Genomic DNA, 19,462 nt, shown 5'->3' with positions numbered 1-19,462 from the left:
TTGCAACTTTCAGACCAAGCTGATAATTTATTTACACCATTGATATTAAACGGTTTATTTCAGAGCAATAAAATAAAATTCGCGACATTAAACGCACTTCGCGATATATCACGAATCTCTAGTAATCCCTAACTTTCGCATTTTTGAGCGTAGTGTACTCTCAGGTAAGCCCAATTTAACTGCCGCTCCTTTATCACCCGATATTTGCCAGTGCGATAACACAAGAACAGAGGTTATATGCTGCTTTTGCGCTTCATCGAGCGTAAGTGAAGGATTAATAACGACTTCACCACCCGCTTGCAAAGGCTGACTTAACTGAAGTACCGCTTGATTAGATAAAATAGCTTCGCGTTCAAGTACATTTTGCAGCTCTCTAATATTGCCTGGCCAATCGTAAGCCTGCAGCTGCGTAATTGCTTTTTTACTTAGCCCTTTTAAATTTTTCCCGAGCCGTTTATTTAGCTGCGCAATCAAATTAGCGCATAAATAAGGAATATCTTCTTTTCGATCTTTAAGGGCGGGTACTTTTATAGGAAATACATTGAGCCGATAATACAAATCAATTCTAAACGTGCCTTTTTGTACCATTTCCCACAAGTCGCGATTAGTCGCTGCAATTACTCTAATGTTTACTTTTAGCGTGTTGCTGCCACCCACGCGTTCAAACTCTTGTTCTTGCAGGACTCTCAGTAATTTACTTTGCGCCTCAAGTGGAAGCTCTGCTATCTCATCTAAAAACAAGGTGCCTTTATCAGCAAGTTCAAAGCGCCCTTTACGACGCTCATTGGCACCTGTAAACGCGCCCTTTTCATGGCCAAACAATTCCGACTCTAGCAAGCTTGGGGTAAATGCAGCGCAATTTACTTTTATAAAGGCCTGTTCGCTACGTTTGCTCAGCCTATACAAGTTACGGGCTACCAACTCTTTACCCGTGCCATTTTCGCCAAGTATAAGCACTGTGCTGTCGGTTTCACTTACCAGTTTTATTTGATCTAACATGGTTTGAAATATATGGCTTTGTCCAACTAGCCCTGAGTCTTGCCAGTCTTCGTTGAGCTCTGCAATTAAGTAGTTGTTTTCATCTTTTAGCTGCTCACTTAAGTGCTTTACTTGAGTAAGTGCCTCTTGCAGTGCATTTTGTGTTTGCTGTTGCAGTGATATATCGCGAAATACCGCTACAGCACCAATTAACTTATCATTTTGATAAACCGGTGTTGAGGTGTATTCTACTGCAAATGAGCTACCGTCTTTACGCCAAAAAACTTCATTTTTAACTTCACGACGCTTTCCGTCAAACATGGTACAGTAAATTTGGCATTCATCTGCGGGATAAGGTGTGCCATCAGCATGAGTATGGTGATGATATTGGTGTATTTTTTTACCTAATAGTTCCTCAGCGCACCAACCTGTCATGCGCTCAGCGGCAGGATTAACAAATACCGCATTACCCGATAGGTCAAAACCGTATATGCCCTCACCTACTGCGTTTAGCAATAATTTAGGATCGTTTAAAAATTGTTTTATCATAAAATACACCTCGCGAAATATCGCGAGCATTATGGCAATTTTATACGCTAAGTGCACTCATTACTTAAAGTGCACTTACGCGTAAATTAAAACGCTATAAATAGTGCTTAAATAACGTTTTTACATCTATTTTTGCACCTAGCCTTGCGGCTATTAAATAAAGTCCTGCAAGTTTTCGGTGAATAAATAACGCATCAACGGGCGGTGTATGCCATTGCTGAGATTGCGCACTAAGGGCAAGCCCTGCATTTTTAGTTTTGAGCGCGAGTTCACTATTTTTAAAATCAAATTCCCCTTCTACTCTCAGTGGCTCGCACGCCATTAAGAATAAATCAATGACGTTGTTTTTATACTCATCAACTAAGTCATTTTTAAAATAACCAATGTGTGAAGCCGCTTTAAGTACACCTTCTCGGTTGTTTTCACTACCCGCTTCAAATAAGGCTAAGTACGCTAAGCTAAGCTCGGTTGATATTTCTCGCGTTGCACCAAAATCAAATAAAACAATTTTTTGTGTATCAAGCTGATAATGAAAGTTGGCAAAGTTAGGGTCGGTTTGAATCAATTTAAATTCAAACATTTCTTTAAAAAACAAATCAATAAGTTGCTCTGCAACAAAGCTTTTTTGACTATCAGGTAGCTCTGTAATGCTCTCAATAGGTTCTGCTTTTATATACTCCATAGTTAGCACTTGTTGTATGCTGTGCTCTGGATATACGTTGGGTACTTTAAAGTGGGGATTAGTTGCTAATGCATTTTTATAACGTATTAAGTACTGAGCCTCACGTTTATAATCAGCCTCAGCTAATAACTGTGCCTTAGCCTCATTAATAAGTGGTTTAATATTAAGATCTTTTGGCAATAAACGAGAAATCGTTAATAACGAAATAACGTTATCGACATCACTTACTACACTTTTTGCAATACCAGGGTATTGAATTTTAACAGCAAGCTGCTCGCCATTTTCTTTATAAGCCAAATGAACTTGCCCTATAGAAGCCGCTGCAAAAGGTCTTAGCTCAATGTGAGAAAAACGCGCTAGCCACTCATCCCCCCATTGCTCTTTTAACACTTCAACAAGCTGCTTATGAGGCATTGGGTTCGCGTCTGAGCGAAGTAAAGCAAGTAACTGAGCTAATTCAGGACTAAGTAGATCACCGGCATCCATTGAGAGCAATTGCCCGAGTTTCATTGCTGCACCACGTAAATGTGATAGCTGTGTGGCTAGTTTTTCAATGTTTTTAGGTTGTAGTAGTAAGCTTTTATTATCCCAACCTTTACCTGTTAGCGCGCTCTTAGCACCATCAACTAACATGTTGGTAGCAACACCTGTGGCAAGTGAGCCTAATTTTGCAAATCGAGAAAGCCGAGAAGTGGGGACAGTACGAGGAGCCGCCATAATATTAAAACCTAATTAGCCTGAAAGTCAGGCTAATCAATACGTATATTGTAAGTAGGTCGATCTACTTATAGACGAGGTACTAGCTTAATTGCACCTTCAACCACCTTCATATCAAGTGGAAGTTTACTAAGTAGCATCATTTTAGGGTCATCCATGTTTAGAGTATAAACTGGGTTAACCGCTAAAAAAGCATTAATAACATCCATTGCTTGGCTATCAAGCGCACCTAAATTACCTTTAAAACCACCGGCATCTACACTCGAATCAAGTAATTTAATATTACGTAAAAACACTGCTTTTTTCTCACTGTCGTAAAATGGGCTACCTTCAATTTGCAGCTTTAAACGCACAGGGTATTTAAGTGCGAATGCATTAATTTCAGCGCTCGAATCGGCACCAAGCACAACAACATCGCGGTTATCAGGTCCAATGTTGACACTTAAGTCGTTTACATCAAACTGAACGGGTAAACCCATTAAGCTTACTTTTTCACTTAACTTTGGTAATTGCTTGCCCAGTACAGATTCAACCTCTGAGTTAGTAAATGAATATACTGATATGCCTTGCGTGGTATTACAGGCAGTTAAAAATAACGCTGCAATAATAACTAAAATTCTCATGAGAACCCTTTTGTTTATGAATTAGTGATACATAAAAAAGCCGCTATTAAAGCGGCTTAGTAAAATAGTAACCAGCACATATTATGCTGGTTTTATTAAGCTGCAAGTGTCGCTTTAAGTCGCGTTAGTGTGTCAGGTTCAACTGAACCGTCACTGAGCGCTAATAACTGTTTTAAATAATAGTTTAAATCAGGATGATCGCCACGATGTTTGTCATCTAGCATGGCTACTTGTTCTGCCATTCTAAGTGACTTATCGGTTGAACTTACGTTCGCTAGTATTTCCATGCGAGTAATAAGTTGCTCTTTACTTAATGTTGTTTTAAGCGGTGCTTGATACTGACTTGGTAACGCTTCATTGTTTTCAAGTGCAGTAATTAATGCATCTAAATTAGCTTGCTCAGATTTACTTGTAAGCAATGCAAGTTTATCTTCAATAGCAGCTAGTAGCTTAGTAACCTTTGGCGCTAACGATCTAAATTGCGTGTACCCTTTCACTTTTGTTTCTAGGTCGTGCAACTGTGCTCTTTGATTAACATCACTAAGTGCTGCTTCAAGTTCAGCAAGTTCTGCAATTGCTTGTTTATCTGACTCGTTTTGCTCGAGTTTTTGCTGCTCAAACTCACTACTACGCTTAGTAAATGTTTCATCGTTATACTGACGAAACTTTTGCCATAACGCATTTTCAGCTTTTAAACCAGCAAAGCCAATGGTTTGCCATTGCTGCTGCATTTGCTTCAACTCTTGGCAGGCAGCGGCTAAATCATCGCTTTGTGATAATTGCTGCGCTTTTTCTACTAACTCATTTTTAAGTGCTGCATTACTTTTATGAAATGCGTTTAATAAAGCCAGTACTTGTTGTTGCTCATTTTTATAACGATCGTTTAGTGTACGGTATGTTTTAGGGTCAACTTTACCCACACTGCGCCACGCTTTATTTAAACGATTGTATTGGCTTTCATATTGTTTCCAATCAAAATCATCCTCAGCAGTTGGCTGTAAATGGAGCGCATGCATGTCGTTAATAATACTTTCACGCTGTGCTTTTGATGCTTCACGTTGCACTTCTTGCTCTGCGAAGTAACTACGGCAAGGCGCAAATAACAACTCGATTTGTTCATCAAACTGCACACCTTGTAGCTTTTCTTCATCTGTATCTAAACGACCTAACTCATTCCAGCGTTTACGTAGCGCTTTTACTTGCTCTGCGCGTTGTTGTGGGTCTGTACACTCTTCGCTTACTAATGCACTTACTTCTTCTAATAAAGCTTTACGCTTTGGTGCTGCAGCGTATTTTTGCCAATCTTTCGCATCTGCAAGTTGCGCTTCAAGGTCTGCTTTTATGTTCACAAGTGGCTGCTGATATTGCTCAGTAAGTGTATTAAATAACTCTTCAAAGCCTTTAAATACGCCAAAAGCAACATTAAAACGACCCTCTTCAATTAGGCGCTTAACATCACGAGCTTTGCGCTTTGCTTGGCTTTGGTTTTTTTCAAGTGGCTTAACTAGCTCATTCATTGGTGCTAAAAATTGCTTTTTATGCCCATTTAACTGTGTTTTAAAGGTACTTTGCAGTGCACCATCTAAAATATTCAAATGATTACGCGCTGCTTTAAAGCCATTATTAAATTCAGTTAGAGTTGCATCGTATTGTGCTAAATCTTCTGCTGGCTTAATTTCGCATAATGCTGCAAAAGCGAGTTTGTACTCTTTAATAGCCGTTGTTAGCTCAGGTAACTTAGCAACTTGAGTAAATAGTTTTTCTAACTTGCTTACAGCGAGTTTTGATTGTGCATTATTAGCAAGTTCTGTTTCGCTAATAGCTTGCTTAGCTTGCGCTACTTTTGCATCAAGCCAATCTTGTTGAATTTGCTCTGGAGTTTCAAGACCAAGCTGTAAGGCATTTTCAATTTCTTCACCTAAAGCTTCAAGTGTTGCAAGTGCTAATAATTGACGCTGTTGTAGCGCTAATTGCTGCTGCTCTTTGTCATGTACTGCCTTTAGCTGTTCAATGTGTGCGTCTAACTTAGTAGTAATAGAAATATATTTTTCATCAAGCAGCTTTACACGTTCATCACTTAGCCATTTGAGCTCAAGTGCTTGCCACTGGGCCATTAATTCGCCGGCTTGTGGATTTACAACACCAAAATCTGTTTTTTCACGTAAAGCATTTAACTTAGCTAAAATAACACGTGTTGCACTTTCAACCTGAAGTGGCATTTCAATTGCTAAACGCTCATTTTCAATATGCGTTTCAAATGCTGCTTTTGCATCACCTTTTGCATGTTTTACTAATGGCTTAATTAATTGATGGGTAATAACAAGTTCAACTAACTGAGTTTGAAGCTCTTCGCTACCTTCTTTAAATGCTTTTTCTACTAATTTTGGATTTGCTAAACGTTTTAATAATTTAACGCGTACTTGCAGTTCTTTTTCTGCAAATGCTAACTTTTCAAGTGTTTTAACAGGTGCAAAACGCTCTATGTATTCATTTTTGATTTGCGCTGTTAGTGTACTTTCGCTATTTAAAACAGCATTAGATATTTGCAGCTCTGCTATATCTTTTAATGCTTGATCTTGTTTATACGCTTTCCACCATAGCGGCAAATTGTTTACCTTTTGCAGCGCTTTACGGCGAATTTCAGCTGAGCTATCTTCAAGTGCTAACGTGTTTAATATGGTTGCATCACGTTCAATGTCTAATTTTTCGATAGCATCGAGACGTACTTGTTGCTTAGGGTGTTTCCACTTAGGTGTAAAAAGGTGCTTAAAGATCATGTTCACTAAACCTAGCTATTTCGTTGTCTGATTTGAATTCTTTTTGTAGTTGAGCTTTTGTCTTTTGGATCATTTCACCATTAGCACCAATCGTAAATTGCTCGTTTGATTGAGCCACCTTTGCTTGATACAACATAACCAACTGCACTGTTTGTTGCTTTTGTTCATCTGATAAAACGGTACCGTCTGGCCACTTGCCAGTAGAAGCACCGTATTGTAAGCGTTCAAATAATTCGGGAGTAATATTTTGTACAAGATTGTCGATGTTCATGTCATTTTTTCTTTTTTAGAGTCACTAAAATAATACGATTTACAAGGTACCAAATACAGCCTATGCCTATCGCGGCAGTGTAAGCATACCACTGAAGTGTTTCTTCTTGCGGTTGTAAAAAGTACAAGCAGAAAAAACCACCTAAAAATAAGATAAGCGCCAAAAAGGAGTGATTTATAAACATCTGCTTTTTTTTAATTCGCTGTTCGCGCTGAAGTTGTAAAACTTGCTCGTCGTTTAGCTCTGCAATGTTGCTTTCGCAATGCGGACATTGCTTATGTTTATCTGAAATTGATTTTGCACATTTTGGGCAACGAATAATCGCCATACTTCTCTCCATACTACGCATAAAAAAAGCGCCTTTCGGCGCCTTTATTGTACTTGTTTTATTTCTCGTTGTCTTTTTTGAATTCAAACCAACAACTGATTTAGGGGCTATAATTTTCTAAGTTGCCCACTAAGTTTAATTACTCAGCGTCTTTTGACTGTTTCTCTAGACGCTTTTCCCAAAACGAGGCGTTTTTAATCCCTAATTTAACTGGATCAAATGTGATTTTTCCGCCTTTTTTCTTCTGATCCTCATAATCGCTCAAACATAACAAAGCTGGCTTAGCTACAAAGAAAATAGCTAAAATACCCAATATGTTAATCCAAGCCATTAAGCCAACGCCAATATCTCCAATAGTCCAGATATAACCTGAATTATTAACCATACCGTATGCAACCATGAACATAATCACAAATTTCACAAGGACAAGCGGGATATTGCCTTTAAAGTAACGATTTAAGTAAGCAATATTTGTCTCTGCAATGAAGTAATAAGCAAGTATTGTGGTAAAGGCAAAGAAGAATAATGCAATACCGACAAATGCTTGTCCAAAGCTGCCAAATACACTAAATAAAGCCATTTGAGTAAAGGCTGCTGAGCCTACTTCAGTCGCAGCATCTACATTTTGTACAATAAACTGTCCTGCTGGTAAATCACCTACAACATTATATTGCTGCGTTATTAAGATCATTAATGCTGTTGCAGTACATACAAAAATGGTATCAACATAAACCGAAAAAGCTTGTACTAAACCCTGTTGAGCTGGGTGATCAACCTCTGCAGCAGCTGCAGCATGAGGCCCACTACCTTGGCCAGCTTCATTAGAATATATACCACGCTTAACACCCCAACCAATAGCAGCACCAAAACCTGCCTGCGCAGTAAATGCATCACTAATAATTAAATAGAATATATCAGCTACTTTATCTAAATTTAAAAAAACCACGATTAATGCCAGTACTATGTAACCCAGTGCCATAAATGGCACTACTACTTGCGTAAAGTTTGCAATACGCTTTATACCGCCAAAAATAATAAACGCTAAAACAATAAGGATGATTGCTAAAGCGACTAACTTAAAGCTACCTACGTCACCAAAGCTAGTAGTAACCATGTTGCCACTGCCAAACACTTGGGTAAACGCATTACCTACTGCATTTGCTTGTACGCCTGGCAGAAAAACACCACATGCAATAATTGCCGAAACAGCAAATAAAACAGCTAGCCACTTTTGCCCTAAACAACGGTCAAAATAATACGCTGGGCCACCACGGTATTGCCCGTCTTCTTCTGTTTTATAAATTTGGCCTAAAGTAGACTCTGCGTATGCAGTACTTGCACCTAAAAATGCAACAACCCACATCCAAAAAATTGCGCCTGGCCCACCAAAGCCGATAGCGGCAGCAACGCCAGCGATATTACCAACGCCTACTCGTCCAGACAACGATACTGCAAGGGCTTGAAAAGATGAGATACCTTTATCAGACGTGTTAGGACTAAATAATAACTTACACATTTCTTTAAAATGTCTAACTTGAGCAAATCGAGTTAATACTGAATAAAACAAGCCTGCGCCTAGGCATAAATAGATGAGTGCATTACTCCAAACAACATCATTAACAGCACTTACAAAAGCTTCCATGGATATCCTCTATAGTTATATTTATTATTTTTAATTACGAGACTCTGCTTTAGCTACTACGCTACATAAGCTTTACGAAATAAGGTTTTACCTCTCCCGTCCCGACTCATGATTTAATTAATCTTAACTTAAGTAACCTAACTTTGTTAACACTTAATTTTCAAAATATATAATTACACACTTGGCGAAAGGCACTACATCTGTAGTATTTAAATGAAAGTAGATTGATTTGTACCGATACGGTGATGATACGCAGCGAAGAAGCGTTGAAAACGTTTTAAGAATAAAGCTGCTATATGATTATTTTTTTTATACAAAGGGTTTTATTAAAAGCAAAAAGGGTATCAAAACTATTGATACCCTTTTAGATAAGCGTTTTATCTTAAATCATCAACAACATTAACAATAGCCGCTAATGTATCTTGACCAAATTGATACGAACGACGATCTGACCAGCCATAATCTGGATCAGGTAAATCATTGTTGTCTTTAAATGGCATTTCAATTGTGTACGTTAAGGCTTTAAATTCTTCAGCAGTAGCTGATGAACCTACCGTAAGGTTAGCTTGACCTGGCTCATCTTTTGGATAGCCATGCTCATCTTGAAATTCTGGTGTAATAGTTAAAAGCGCAGCTTTAAAGCTATCTTCTAAGCCTTTTAAGCGTTCATCGTAACTTGGAATACCTTCACTGCCTGCCACAAAGTTATATGGGATAGCTTCATCGCCGTGTATGTCTAGGTGCATATCTAAGCCAGCTTCGCGCATTTTATTAAGCACTAAGTAAACCTCAGGGCTATTTTCCATGCTTGGTGTTTGCCATTCACGGTTTAAGTTAACACCTTTAGCGTTAGTACGAAGATGTCCGCGTGCGCTGCCGTCTGGATTCATATTTGGCACAACGTAAAACACTGCTTTTGATAGAAGCGCAGCTGCATGTGGGTCTTCGTCATCAAGAAGTTTGTGCAGTAGACCTTCAACATACCACTGCGCCATTGTTTCACCTGGGTGTTGACGTGCTGTGATCCAAATGGTTTTCTTGTCTTCACTTGGCTCACCAATTTTAAGCACACTCATATCGCGGCCATCGAGTGTTTCACCAAGCGTTATTAATTGGCAAGCGCCTTGGCTTTGTGCCCAAGATAATAAATCTAAATGGCGGTCGTAACTGTATGGTGCAAAGTAAGCAAAATATACACTGCCGCACTCTGGTTCAATTTCAAAGCTTAATGTGCCATTTTCATAGCTTGATGCTACACGAAACCATGTTTGGCGGTCATATGATGCAACGGCTTGATACCCTTCCCAACCATCTGGGTAAGCTGATTTATCAAGCTCATTAATATTTAACTTATGCAATTGGTAAGGTGTTGTTTCAAGACGAAAGTGAAACCACTGATAAAATTCAGACTGGTGATCTTTATTAATTTCTAATTGAATATTTAAAGGATCGGTGGCTTCAATAACTTTGATATTACCACTGTCGAAATTGCTGCTGATTTTCATGAAAAAACCTTTAGGTTGAATAAGTTTATCTGCTTATTAATTCACAGAACTGACATTATTTTATAAATAGTAAAACGAATGTGCACTTTCTTAATTAAAGCCTATCACAAGGCATACGCTTTAAAAATAATACACGACCAAAAAAGCCAGCAACATGCTGGCTTTTAAGTCACTGCAAATAACTTAGCGAGGTAAGCTTGGGAATGACACTTCGGCCATATCGCGCATACAACGAACTACTTGGCAGCTGTAACCAAACTCATTGTCGTACCATACATATAAAACAATACGGTTATCTTCAACAATTGTTGCTTGTGAATCAACAACACCTGCGTAACGGCTACCTACTAAATCGGTAGATACAATTTCCGTTGATGCAGTGTAATCAATTTGATCACGTAAGTCTGAATGAAGTGCTGTATCGCGTAAAAATGCGTTTAGCTCTTCAACTGATGTGCTTGTTGCTAAGTTAAGATTTAAAATAGCTAGCGACACATTAGGTGTAGGTACGCGGATTGCGTTACCTGTTAACTTGCCTTCAAGCTCTGGTAATGCTTTTGAAACCGCTTTTGCAGCACCTGTTTCAGTAATTACCATATTAAGTGCTGCGGCACGGCCACGGCGCTCTGCTTTGTGGTAGTTATCAATAAGGTTTTGATCGTTCGTGTACGAGTGTACAGTTTCAACATGGCCATTATTGATACCAAACTTATCGTTTAATGCTTTAAGCGTTGGTGTAATTGCATTGGTTGTACAGCTTGCTGCACAAACAATTTTATCTTCAGGTAAAATATCTTTGTTATTAACACCATATACGATGTTTTTGATATTGCCTTTTGCAGGAGCTGTTAATAATACTTTTGCAGCGCCCTTACACTCTAGGTGCTGGCCAAGGCCCGCTTCGTCTTTCCAAATACCTGTGTTATCAACAATTAATGCATTGTCGATACCGTATTGAGTGTAATCAATTTCGCTAGGAGAGTTAGCGTAAATAACTTGAATGTAGCTACCGTTAGCTTTAATTGCATTGCGTTCTTTATCAATCGTGATTGAGCCATTAAATGGACCGTGAATTGAATCACGACGCAGTAAGCTTGCACGCTTTTCAAGATCCCCATCTTTACCACCACGCACAACAATAGCGCGCAAACGTAAATCTGAATATGGACCTGATTTTTCAATTAATAAGCGCGCTAATAAACGACCGATACGACCAAAACCATACAATACTACATCGCGTGGCTCTTTCGCTGGTGAGTCTGTTATTTCTGCAAGTTCATCTTTTACAAACTCTTCTACTGAACGACCTTTTGCGGCTTCAGTGAACAAATAACTATATGCAAGCTTACCAATATCAATACGTGCTGAGTTTAATTCCATTTTGCTGATAGCTTCTAAAAATGGGAAGCTTTCGCGCAAACGTAATTTAGTGCCTTCAAACTGAGCAACGGTTTTGTGAGATTTGATAATATCGATAGTACTGGCATTTACGAGAGGACGGCCATATACAGCGATTTCAATACCACGATTACGGTAAAGCTTACCAATGATTGGTTGCATGCTTTCTGCGTAATCTTGGCGCTCTTGCCAACTATTTGTGTATTCTAACTCGTGAGATGAGGTCATTTTATTTACCTAAGTTTATCATTTTGAACGGATAGCCTTTAAAAATGCACTATATTTTGAGAGTAATGCACTTCAGGCAGGGCTATTCTAATTTAAACTGAAGTTATTCTCTACTGTTAGGCGTTAAATGATTGCGTTAGAATAACAAAGTAAATATTCATTTGGGGTTAAGGAATGCTTAAAAAAGCAAGTGTACTATTGGGTTTGCTAACATTGGCAGGGTGTGAAGAGCCGTTAACACTCGCACAAGTGTGCAAAGAAACACCTGGCTTTTGTAGCGACTTAAACAAAGACAGTCACTGCAAGGATGAGCGTTCTGATGTAATTATCAAACGCTACATAGAATACAAAGACCCTACTGATGAAAATAAATACCAATTACTCAAGGACTTTGAATCTTATAACCAATGCATAACTTTGGCCGCTAAAATTGAACATATTAAGTTAAAAGCTAAAAAAACGTCACGTATTGATGGTCAATTAACGAGTATTAAAGAAATGACTCGGTTATATCAAGATACCCAAAATACAAACCACCCAGGTTTGCTCTACTACCAATGGTCACGAAATAACAACCAAAGTGCGTTGACTAAATTATTGGCTATAGAAAATGATAAAAGTGTAACGCAAAGTGCCGAAATGCAATTTTTTTTAGCATCGTACTATATTAAATTTGATGATGAAAAAACCATTGATTTACTTTATAAAACTCTAGAGCTCAATAAAAAAGACAACATACCGAATCCGGAAGTGTATACATCACTTATTAGTCTTTTTTATAAACATGATAAGTTTAAGCACGCATATATATTTTCTAAAGTAGCGCAAATGTCGGGGATTGAAAATATTGATGTATTTGAAATTGAGCAGAAATTAGTCGCAAATGGTAAAAGCTTAGATAGCCTAGATGTACTTGCAGAGCAAACATTTCAGCAAATAATGGCAGGTGATTTTGTATCTCCTCGAGAGTTTTAATTTATAATCGCAAAAATAACCTAATACCAATCTGCTTATGTATGGGGTCTATTTAACGTTAAGAAAATTACGCTAGAACTAGGCAAAAATTTTTGTATCTAGTTGTTCTAGATAAAAATATTTTAACGACGTTATAGTGCTATTTAATTCGTTAAATTGATCAAAGATTTATGCAGGTTGGTATAATTTAATAACTAGGTTATTCAGGCAAATAAAAAGGCAGCTTACGCTGCCTTTTTTTATTTTGCTTTGCTTGTGCCCACTTCTACGCGGGTTTTAAGCTTTTGACCTGGTCGAAAAGTCACCACGCGACGTGCCGAAATAGGAATATCTTCGCCTGTTTTCGGGTTGCGGCCTGGTCTTTCTTTTTTGTCTCGAAGATCAAAGTTACCAAATCCAGAGAGCTTAACCTGCTCGCCTTTTTCTAGCGCTGAGCGGATTTCTTCAAAAAACGCTTCAACTAAATCTTTGGCATCTTTTTTATTGATCCCGAGCTTTTCAAATAGGTGTTCAGCTATGTCGGCTTTAGTAAGCGCCATATCTAGTCCCTCAACGATGCATTAAACTGTTCGGCCAATTCGGCCACCACGTTATCAACTACTAGATTGATATCTTTCTCTTCGAGTGTTCTATCAACCGCTTGCAGTGTTAGAGCAATCGCCAAACTCTTATAATTTGGCTCAATACCTTTGCCCTTATACACATCGAATAAGTTTAGGTCAACCAATTGATTTCCGCCAACTTTTTCGATCACGCTTAAAATGTCGCCAGATTTAACGCTGTCTGCCACTAAAATCGCGATGTCGCGGCGATTTGAAGGGAATTTAGACACTCCTTCGGCTTGCGGTAAATTTCTTTTTTCTATTGCTGACATTTCAATTTCAAAAACAAAAGTTGCGTTGTTGATATCTAACGACTTTTGAGCTTGAGGATGTAAAGCACCAAAAAAACCAACCTTTTTACCATCAACATATATTACTGCTGATTGACCAGGGTGAAGTCCATCTGACTGCTCGGCTTTAATTTCAAAGCGAGTAATGTCATTGGTAATTGCAAGTAAGGCTTCAACATCACCTTTTAAATCGTAAAAATCAACATTACGTTTTTCTTCAACCCAATGCTCGCCATTTACAAGGCCAGTTATAACACCGCCAATAACCGGTACTTGGTAAACACCATTTTCTGCACTTTCGTCGCTTATAAATTTAAGACCATGTTCGAATAAACGAATACGAGGCTGTTGGCGATTTTGGTTATACGCTACAGACGCTAATAAACCCGGCATTAAACTTACACGCATTGCTGACATTTCAATTGAAATAGGATGCGGTAATACCATTGCTTTACACTCTGGGTGTAAAATAACTTGTGCTTTAGGGTCTACAAAGCTGTACGTAATTGCTTCTTGGTAACCACGAGTCACTAACGTATAGCGGAACTTGCTAAGCGCAATAGTTGCTTCGTTATGTGTCGTCATTTTAAGTTTTGCAGTTGGTGCGACATTTGGAATGCTGTTGTAACCGTAAACACGTGCTACTTCTTCAATTAAATCTTCTTCGATGCGAATATCAAAACGGTAGCTTGGTACGTCCGCACTCCAGCTTTCATTTTCTACTTTAACATCAAGACCTAAACGCGTAAGAATGTCTGTTACTTTAGCATCTTCAATATGATGACCAATCACACGGTCTAAACGTGCACGACGAAGACGTACTTCAGTCACTTTTGGTAGTTTATCAGCCGCAACAGCTTCAACGACTGGACCTGCTTGACCACCCACAATTTCAAGAAGAAGTGCTGTTGCACGTTCCATTGCATCGTGTTGTAGAGCAAAATCAACACCGCGTTCATAACGGTGTGAAGCATCAGTGTGTAAACCGTAGCTACGTGCTTGTCCTGCAATTGCTACAGGATTAAAAAATGCGCTTTCAAGTAATATATCAGATGTTTTATCTGTAACACCTGATTGCTCCCCACCAAAAATACCCGCAATTGCAAGTGCTTTATTATGATCGGCTATCACAAGTGTTGTGTCGTTTAATTTAGCGGTATTACCGTCTAATAAAACAAGTTCTTCGCCTGCGTTTGCACTACGAACTTTAATACCATCTTCAATCGCATTTAAATCAAACGCGTGCATTGGGTGACCAAGTTCAAGTAAAACATAGTTAGTAACATCAACTACTGGGTCGATTGAACGTACGCCACTACGACGTAATTTTTCAACCATCCAAAGTGGTGTTTCAGCATCAAGGTTAATGCCTTTTATCACACGGCCAAGGTAACGAGGACATGCATCTTCGTTAACTAGCTCAATTGATACTTTGTCATCAATTGTTGGCGTAACCGCTGGGATATCTAATACATTTACGTCAATGCTATTTAAAACACCTACTTCACGAGCAAGGCCTTTAATACCTAAACAATCACCACGATTTGGTGTTAAGTCAACATCTATAATATTGTCATCAAGACCTAGGTAGTCACGTAAATCAGTACCTACTGGTGCATCGCTTGGCAATTCCATAATGCCGTCGCCTTCTTCGCTAATACCTAGCTCAACAAAAGCACATAGCATTCCGTTTGAAGGTTGGCCGCGTAGTTTGGCTTTTTTAATTTTAAAGTCACCAGGAAGTACAGCGCCCACAGTTGCAACAGCAACTTTAATACCTAAACGACAATTTGGTGCACCACACACAATATCAAGTAGCTCATCGCCACCTACGTTAATTTTGGTAACACGAAGTTTATCTGCATCAGGGTGTTGACCACATTCAACAACTTCACCAACAACTACGCCATTAAATTTGGCAGCAGCAGGCTCAACACCATCAACTTCTAGACCAGCCATTGAAAGCTGTTCCGAAAGAGCTTGCGTATCAATAGCAGGATTGACCCACTCTCTTAACCACTTTTCACTAAATTTCATTTTATTGTTTCACTCTTAACGGAACTGGTTCAGGAATTTTAAGTCATTTTCGAAAAATGCACGCAAATCGTTTACGCCATAGCGCAACATAGTTAAACGCTCTACACCCATGCCAAAGGCAAAGCCGGTGTATTTTTCTGGGTCAATGCCCACAGACTTAAGTACATTTGGATGTACCATGCCGCAGCCTAGTACTTCTAACCACTTACCGTCTTTTCCCATAACATCTACTTCAGCCGAAGGTTCTGTAAACGGGAAGAATGAAGGACGGAAACGAATTTCCATATCTTCTTCAAAGAAGTTACGTAAAAAATCATGCAAAATACCTTTTAGCTCAGTAAAGCTAACATCGGTATCAACCATTAAACCTTCAACCTGGTGGAACATTGGTGTATGTGTTTGGTCGTAATCGTTACGGTATACACGTCCAGGTGAAATAATCCGCAGTGGTGGCTGCTCAGTTTCCATAGTACGAATTTGCACGCCACTAGTTTGTGTGCGTAGTACTAATTTAGGATTGAAATAAAAGGTATCATGATCAGCACGTGCTGGATGGTGCTCAGGGATATTTAGCGCATCAAAGTTATGAAAATCGTCTTCGATTTCTGGACCAGATTTAACTTCAAAACCTAACTCACCAAAAAAGCTTTCTATACGCTCAATAGTACGCGTAACAGGGTGTAAACCGCCGGTAGGCATAACACGCCCTGGTAGAGTTACATCTATAGTTTCAGCAGCTAGCTTTTCTTCAAGTGCTTTACTTGCAAGCAATTCACGCTTTTCGTTAATAGCAGCTTGTACATCCTGTTTGGCTTGGTTTATAACTTGGCCTGCTTCTTTACGTTCTTCAGGTGCTATTTTACCTAACGTTTTAAGTAAGCTAGTGATTTCGCCTTTTTTACCAAGGTAATTAACCCTGATATCTTCTAACTGCGCTATTTCACTGGCACTGGCTACCGCCTCAAGTGCTTGCGCTAATATGTTTTCTAAGTTCATTCGATACCTGATCTTTCACAGAAGGTGATTGCTTAAGAGCGTGTTGGCCTTTCAAGATTGCTTTCAACTGTGTGATTGGCAAATAAATAAGGTTAGGCATTGGGCTGTAGTTTCCTACATAAGTCATGCAATAACCCTAAATAAAGACCAAACACGTGTTGTTCGAAGTGTTTATCTGGAGGCTACTCTCTTTGTTGTTCGGGTTTTGCATATAAAAACTATGCTAATGTCCTCACGACGCGATTAAAGCCCACTTAAATTAAACAAATTCCAATCAGGAAAGGTAAACACGCTCTGATAATAGCTTATGATAACTGAAAGCAGGGTCTAGATTCTAGACCTACTACAGCTTTAACGTTGATTTTATAAAAGGAATAGTTAATTTTCGCTGTGCAGCCATAGATGCATGATCTAATTTGTCGAGTACATCTAATAAAGCTCGCATATCACGGCTTAAACGGGTTAATAAAAAGCGTGCACACTCATCACTTAATTCAAGGCCACGCATGTGAGCGCGCTTAACAAGTGCTTGTGCTTTATCGTCATCACTCATAGAACGAATTTGAAAGGTTGTTCCCCACGTTAAACGAGACTCTAAATCAGGCAGAGATATATTGAGCATGCTAGGAAGTAAATCAGCAGTTACTACTAACATTTTACCGGGTTCGTTAAACCGGTTAAAAAAGTTAAATAGTGCTTTTTCCCACGCATCATTCCCTGCAACTAAATGCACATCATCAATACATAGAACATCAAGCGCCTCTAAACCGTCTAATACCATAGGTCCAAAGTCAATTACTTCGCGCATAGACAGTAGCATATTAGATAAGCCACGCTCTTGTGCTTTTATGCAGGTTGCATATAAAAGATGAGACTTACCCGAATCACCTAAACCACATAGGTATGTATACTGAAACGTTTTTGCTAATTTGGAAAAGCTATCTTTTAGGTGATTAACCTCCAAAGAGTCTTCTCCCCCAAAATACGATGCAAATGTTTCGTCATCCGGTAAAGTAACCGGTAGTGCCATTTGCATCGGCTCAGACATTAGCATTAAGGTGTTACCCATTGATATTCTAAGCTATTTTTATCAACAACATGATAAAATGCGCGTGGATCCTCATAATCTTTAAATGAAGAGTCTAGCCCTAACCCTTTTTTAAGATCACTCAAGTTACCAGTATGATTTAGTTTAAATTCAACAAATTCCGGTGTTTTACGAACAATTTTGACTTGCGTAACAACACTCAGGCTCAATAATCTTCGTTTCGCTAATTCTATATCAACAAAACTTTGTGTACCCTTTAGCGTGAGCGTAGCAGTTGCTTGTTCATAATAAGCATTTGGATCAATTGCATACTCGCTTGCAAGGCCTCGCGCTAAGGTGTCAATCATCTGGCTCACTATTTGCTGTTTATCACCCGTTAATCGATTTGAATCAAATTGATCATCATTAGTAAAACGCCAATCTAAAATCCAATTTTCGCTATCTGCTTCTTTATACATTCTAGCTGTAATACTTCGCTCAGCGCTGTAGCGTCTAGAGGCCTCTTCTACTGGTTCTGAAAAGTTACCCCACACCTCAGGAATACCTACTAGACGTCGATCTTGTAAATCAAGTAATGGAACAACGACAGGTAAACCACGACGCCCTGCTTTGTCATAAATTAACTGCTCTAACTGCGGGTAACTTTCTTGTGTTACCAATTCTCTGCGCCAATTGTCTTCAATACCTAACCATATTGCGACTAATGGACGTTGTACTCCCCATAAAGGTAAGTTTAACTCTTTGATTAGCGCGTTGATCTTTCGAGCTTCAAATTTAACAACGAGTTTCAATTGTCCATTTGCTCTCTCGTCATATTCAAACTTAAGCATATAATCAGAAATATCTTTAGTACGTTGCTGTGCTAATTTATTTTGATCTGCAGTTTCATCACCGCTTACTTTCACTAAAACATTAAGCAAAGCTTTACGACTCGCAGCTAATCGAGTATCTCGTGTTTTGTCATCCACTTTTAAAATATCTTGATATAGATCAGTTACTTCAACTGCCGACACAGAAAAACAAAATAAAATGGATATGGCGCTAATTAATAATCTATACACAGGCTGTTAGTTCTTGGTTTTAAACTGATTTGATCCTAAATCAAAGACAGTAACAAAGCAAAATTAAATTTGTTATCTAAGAAAATGAAAGTAGTTAGCTTTTATAAAAAATAAAAAAATTAAATTAACGTCAGAAGTCGCTAAGCTCACCCGATCTACGTGATGGGTGTTGATGTGAGTGGATGTTAATTACGCGTATTTTACTTTTCTGCAGACGTAAAAAAGCCCGACTATTTCTAGTCGGGCTTTCTACAATGTGAGGTCGGTGCGCTACGCAGTAAGATGTCGTAGTGCCCACAGCGGTGGAGAGCCACAGTGAAATGCTGCACTCTCTTTGTGTCAGGGCGGCCTTCAGTGGGTCTCGCCTTCGAGCTGTTTTGTTTCACTGCTGAGTGTGGTTTGGGCTCTTGGCTATTTATTAAATCCCAGACAGCAAAAAACCCGTCACATTGCTGTAACGGGTTTCTTTAATTTGAAGCCTGGCAATGTCCTACTCTCACATAGCAAATGCTACACTATCGTTGGCCGGGGCTCGCCTTCGAGCTGTTTGGTTTCACTACTTAGTTCGGCATGGGCTCTTGGCTATTTACTAAATCCCAGACAGCAAAAAACCCGTCACATTGCTGTAACGGGTCTCTACAATTTGAAGCCTGGTAATGTCCTACTTTCACATAGCAAATGCTACACTATCATCGGCGCTGTTTCGTTTCACTACTGAGTTCGGCATGGAGTCAGGTGGGTCCAAAACGCTATTG

15 protein-coding genes and 1 rRNA gene are annotated in these 19,462 nt (G+C 39.0%); 1 reads left to right on the top strand and 15 read right to left on the bottom strand.

Annotated features, from left to right (window positions below; translation table 11 throughout):
* Positions 1 to 108: 108 nt before the first annotated feature.
* From H5122_RS18770 to H5122_RS18730, 9 genes are all read right to left on the bottom strand, one after another.
* Complete coding sequence (locus H5122_RS18770; protein WP_182682953.1) at positions 109 to 1,527, bottom strand: sigma-54-dependent Fis family transcriptional regulator; 1,419 nt, start codon at positions 1,525 to 1,527, stop codon at positions 109 to 111.
* Between the two features lie 94 nt (positions 1,528 to 1,621).
* Complete coding sequence (locus H5122_RS18765) at positions 1,622 to 2,926, bottom strand: AarF/ABC1/UbiB kinase family protein (protein WP_182682954.1); 1,305 nt, start codon at positions 2,924 to 2,926, stop codon at positions 1,622 to 1,624.
* Positions 2,927 to 2,994: 68 nt separating this feature from the next.
* Positions 2,995 to 3,549, bottom strand: coding sequence for a DUF1439 domain-containing protein (locus tag H5122_RS18760; RefSeq protein WP_002960677.1), 555 nt, complete (start codon positions 3,547 to 3,549; stop codon positions 2,995 to 2,997).
* A gap of 95 nt (positions 3,550 to 3,644) precedes the next feature.
* Positions 3,645 to 6,326, bottom strand: coding sequence for a DUF349 domain-containing protein (locus tag H5122_RS18755; RefSeq protein WP_182682955.1), 2,682 nt, complete (start codon positions 6,324 to 6,326; stop codon positions 3,645 to 3,647).
* Positions 6,316 to 6,597, bottom strand: a complete 282-nt coding sequence (locus H5122_RS18750; RefSeq protein WP_007378333.1) for a YeaC family protein — start codon at positions 6,595 to 6,597, stop codon at positions 6,316 to 6,318. Before H5122_RS18750 ends, H5122_RS18755 begins: the two co-directional genes overlap by 11 nt.
* A 1-nt stretch (position 6,598) precedes the next feature.
* Entirely contained in the window at positions 6,599 to 6,925 is a 327-nt protein-coding gene (locus H5122_RS18745; RefSeq protein ID WP_024605018.1) for a hypothetical protein, read from the bottom strand.
* 139 nt (positions 6,926 to 7,064) lie between these two features.
* On the bottom strand, positions 7,065 to 8,567 hold the full coding sequence (locus H5122_RS18740) for a sodium:alanine symporter family protein (protein WP_002960681.1): 1,503 nt from the start codon (positions 8,565 to 8,567) through the stop codon (positions 7,065 to 7,067).
* A 377-nt stretch (positions 8,568 to 8,944) separates the two neighbouring features.
* Entirely contained in the window at positions 8,945 to 10,072 is a 1,128-nt protein-coding gene (locus H5122_RS18735; protein ID WP_182682956.1) for a carboxypeptidase family protein, read from the bottom strand.
* A gap of 183 nt (positions 10,073 to 10,255) precedes the next feature.
* Positions 10,256 to 11,698, bottom strand: a complete 1,443-nt coding sequence (locus tag H5122_RS18730) for a glyceraldehyde-3-phosphate dehydrogenase (RefSeq protein WP_002960684.1) — start codon at positions 11,696 to 11,698, stop codon at positions 10,256 to 10,258.
* 174 nt (positions 11,699 to 11,872) lie between these two features.
* On the opposite strand from H5122_RS18730, the gene H5122_RS18725 reads away from it, so the two are divergent.
* The gene (locus H5122_RS18725; RefSeq protein ID WP_024596170.1) at positions 11,873 to 12,673 is read left to right on the top strand and encodes a DUF2989 domain-containing protein; all 801 of its coding nucleotides are present in this window, start codon (positions 11,873 to 11,875) and stop codon (positions 12,671 to 12,673) included.
* 239 nt (positions 12,674 to 12,912) lie between these two features.
* Here H5122_RS18725 and ihfA read toward each other — a convergent pair whose 3' ends face one another.
* The 6 genes from ihfA to rrf all read right to left on the bottom strand — a co-directional run.
* Positions 12,913 to 13,212, bottom strand: coding sequence for an integration host factor subunit alpha (ihfA, locus tag H5122_RS18720; RefSeq protein WP_002960690.1), 300 nt, complete (start codon positions 13,210 to 13,212; stop codon positions 12,913 to 12,915).
* A 2-nt stretch (positions 13,213 to 13,214) separates the two neighbouring features.
* Positions 13,215 to 15,602, bottom strand: coding sequence for a phenylalanine--tRNA ligase subunit beta (pheT, locus tag H5122_RS18715; RefSeq protein WP_182682957.1), 2,388 nt, complete (start codon positions 15,600 to 15,602; stop codon positions 13,215 to 13,217).
* Positions 15,603 to 15,617: 15 nt separating this feature from the next.
* Positions 15,618 to 16,598, bottom strand: coding sequence for a phenylalanine--tRNA ligase subunit alpha (pheS, locus tag H5122_RS18710; RefSeq protein ID WP_002960692.1), 981 nt, complete (start codon positions 16,596 to 16,598; stop codon positions 15,618 to 15,620).
* A gap of 343 nt (positions 16,599 to 16,941) precedes the next feature.
* On the bottom strand, positions 16,942 to 17,652 hold the full coding sequence (hda, locus tag H5122_RS18705) for a DnaA regulatory inactivator Hda (RefSeq protein WP_002960693.1): 711 nt from the start codon (positions 17,650 to 17,652) through the stop codon (positions 16,942 to 16,944).
* Positions 17,652 to 18,707: a DUF2066 domain-containing protein gene (locus H5122_RS18700; protein WP_024596168.1), complete on the bottom strand. Its 1,056-nt coding sequence runs from the start codon at positions 18,705 to 18,707 to the stop codon at positions 17,652 to 17,654. The genes hda and H5122_RS18700 overlap by 1 nt, the downstream gene beginning before the upstream one ends.
* A gap of 648 nt (positions 18,708 to 19,355) precedes the next feature.
* A 5S ribosomal RNA gene (gene rrf / locus H5122_RS18695) occupies positions 19,356 to 19,462 on the bottom strand; the annotation flags it as partial.

This window comes from Pseudoalteromonas sp. SG43-8 (assembly GCF_014164245.1).
In the GTDB taxonomy this organism is placed as follows: domain Bacteria; phylum Pseudomonadota; class Gammaproteobacteria; order Enterobacterales; family Alteromonadaceae; genus Pseudoalteromonas; species Pseudoalteromonas distincta.
The sequence above is the reverse complement of the archived record's forward strand: the minus strand, read 5'-3'. Positions and strand labels throughout refer to the sequence as shown.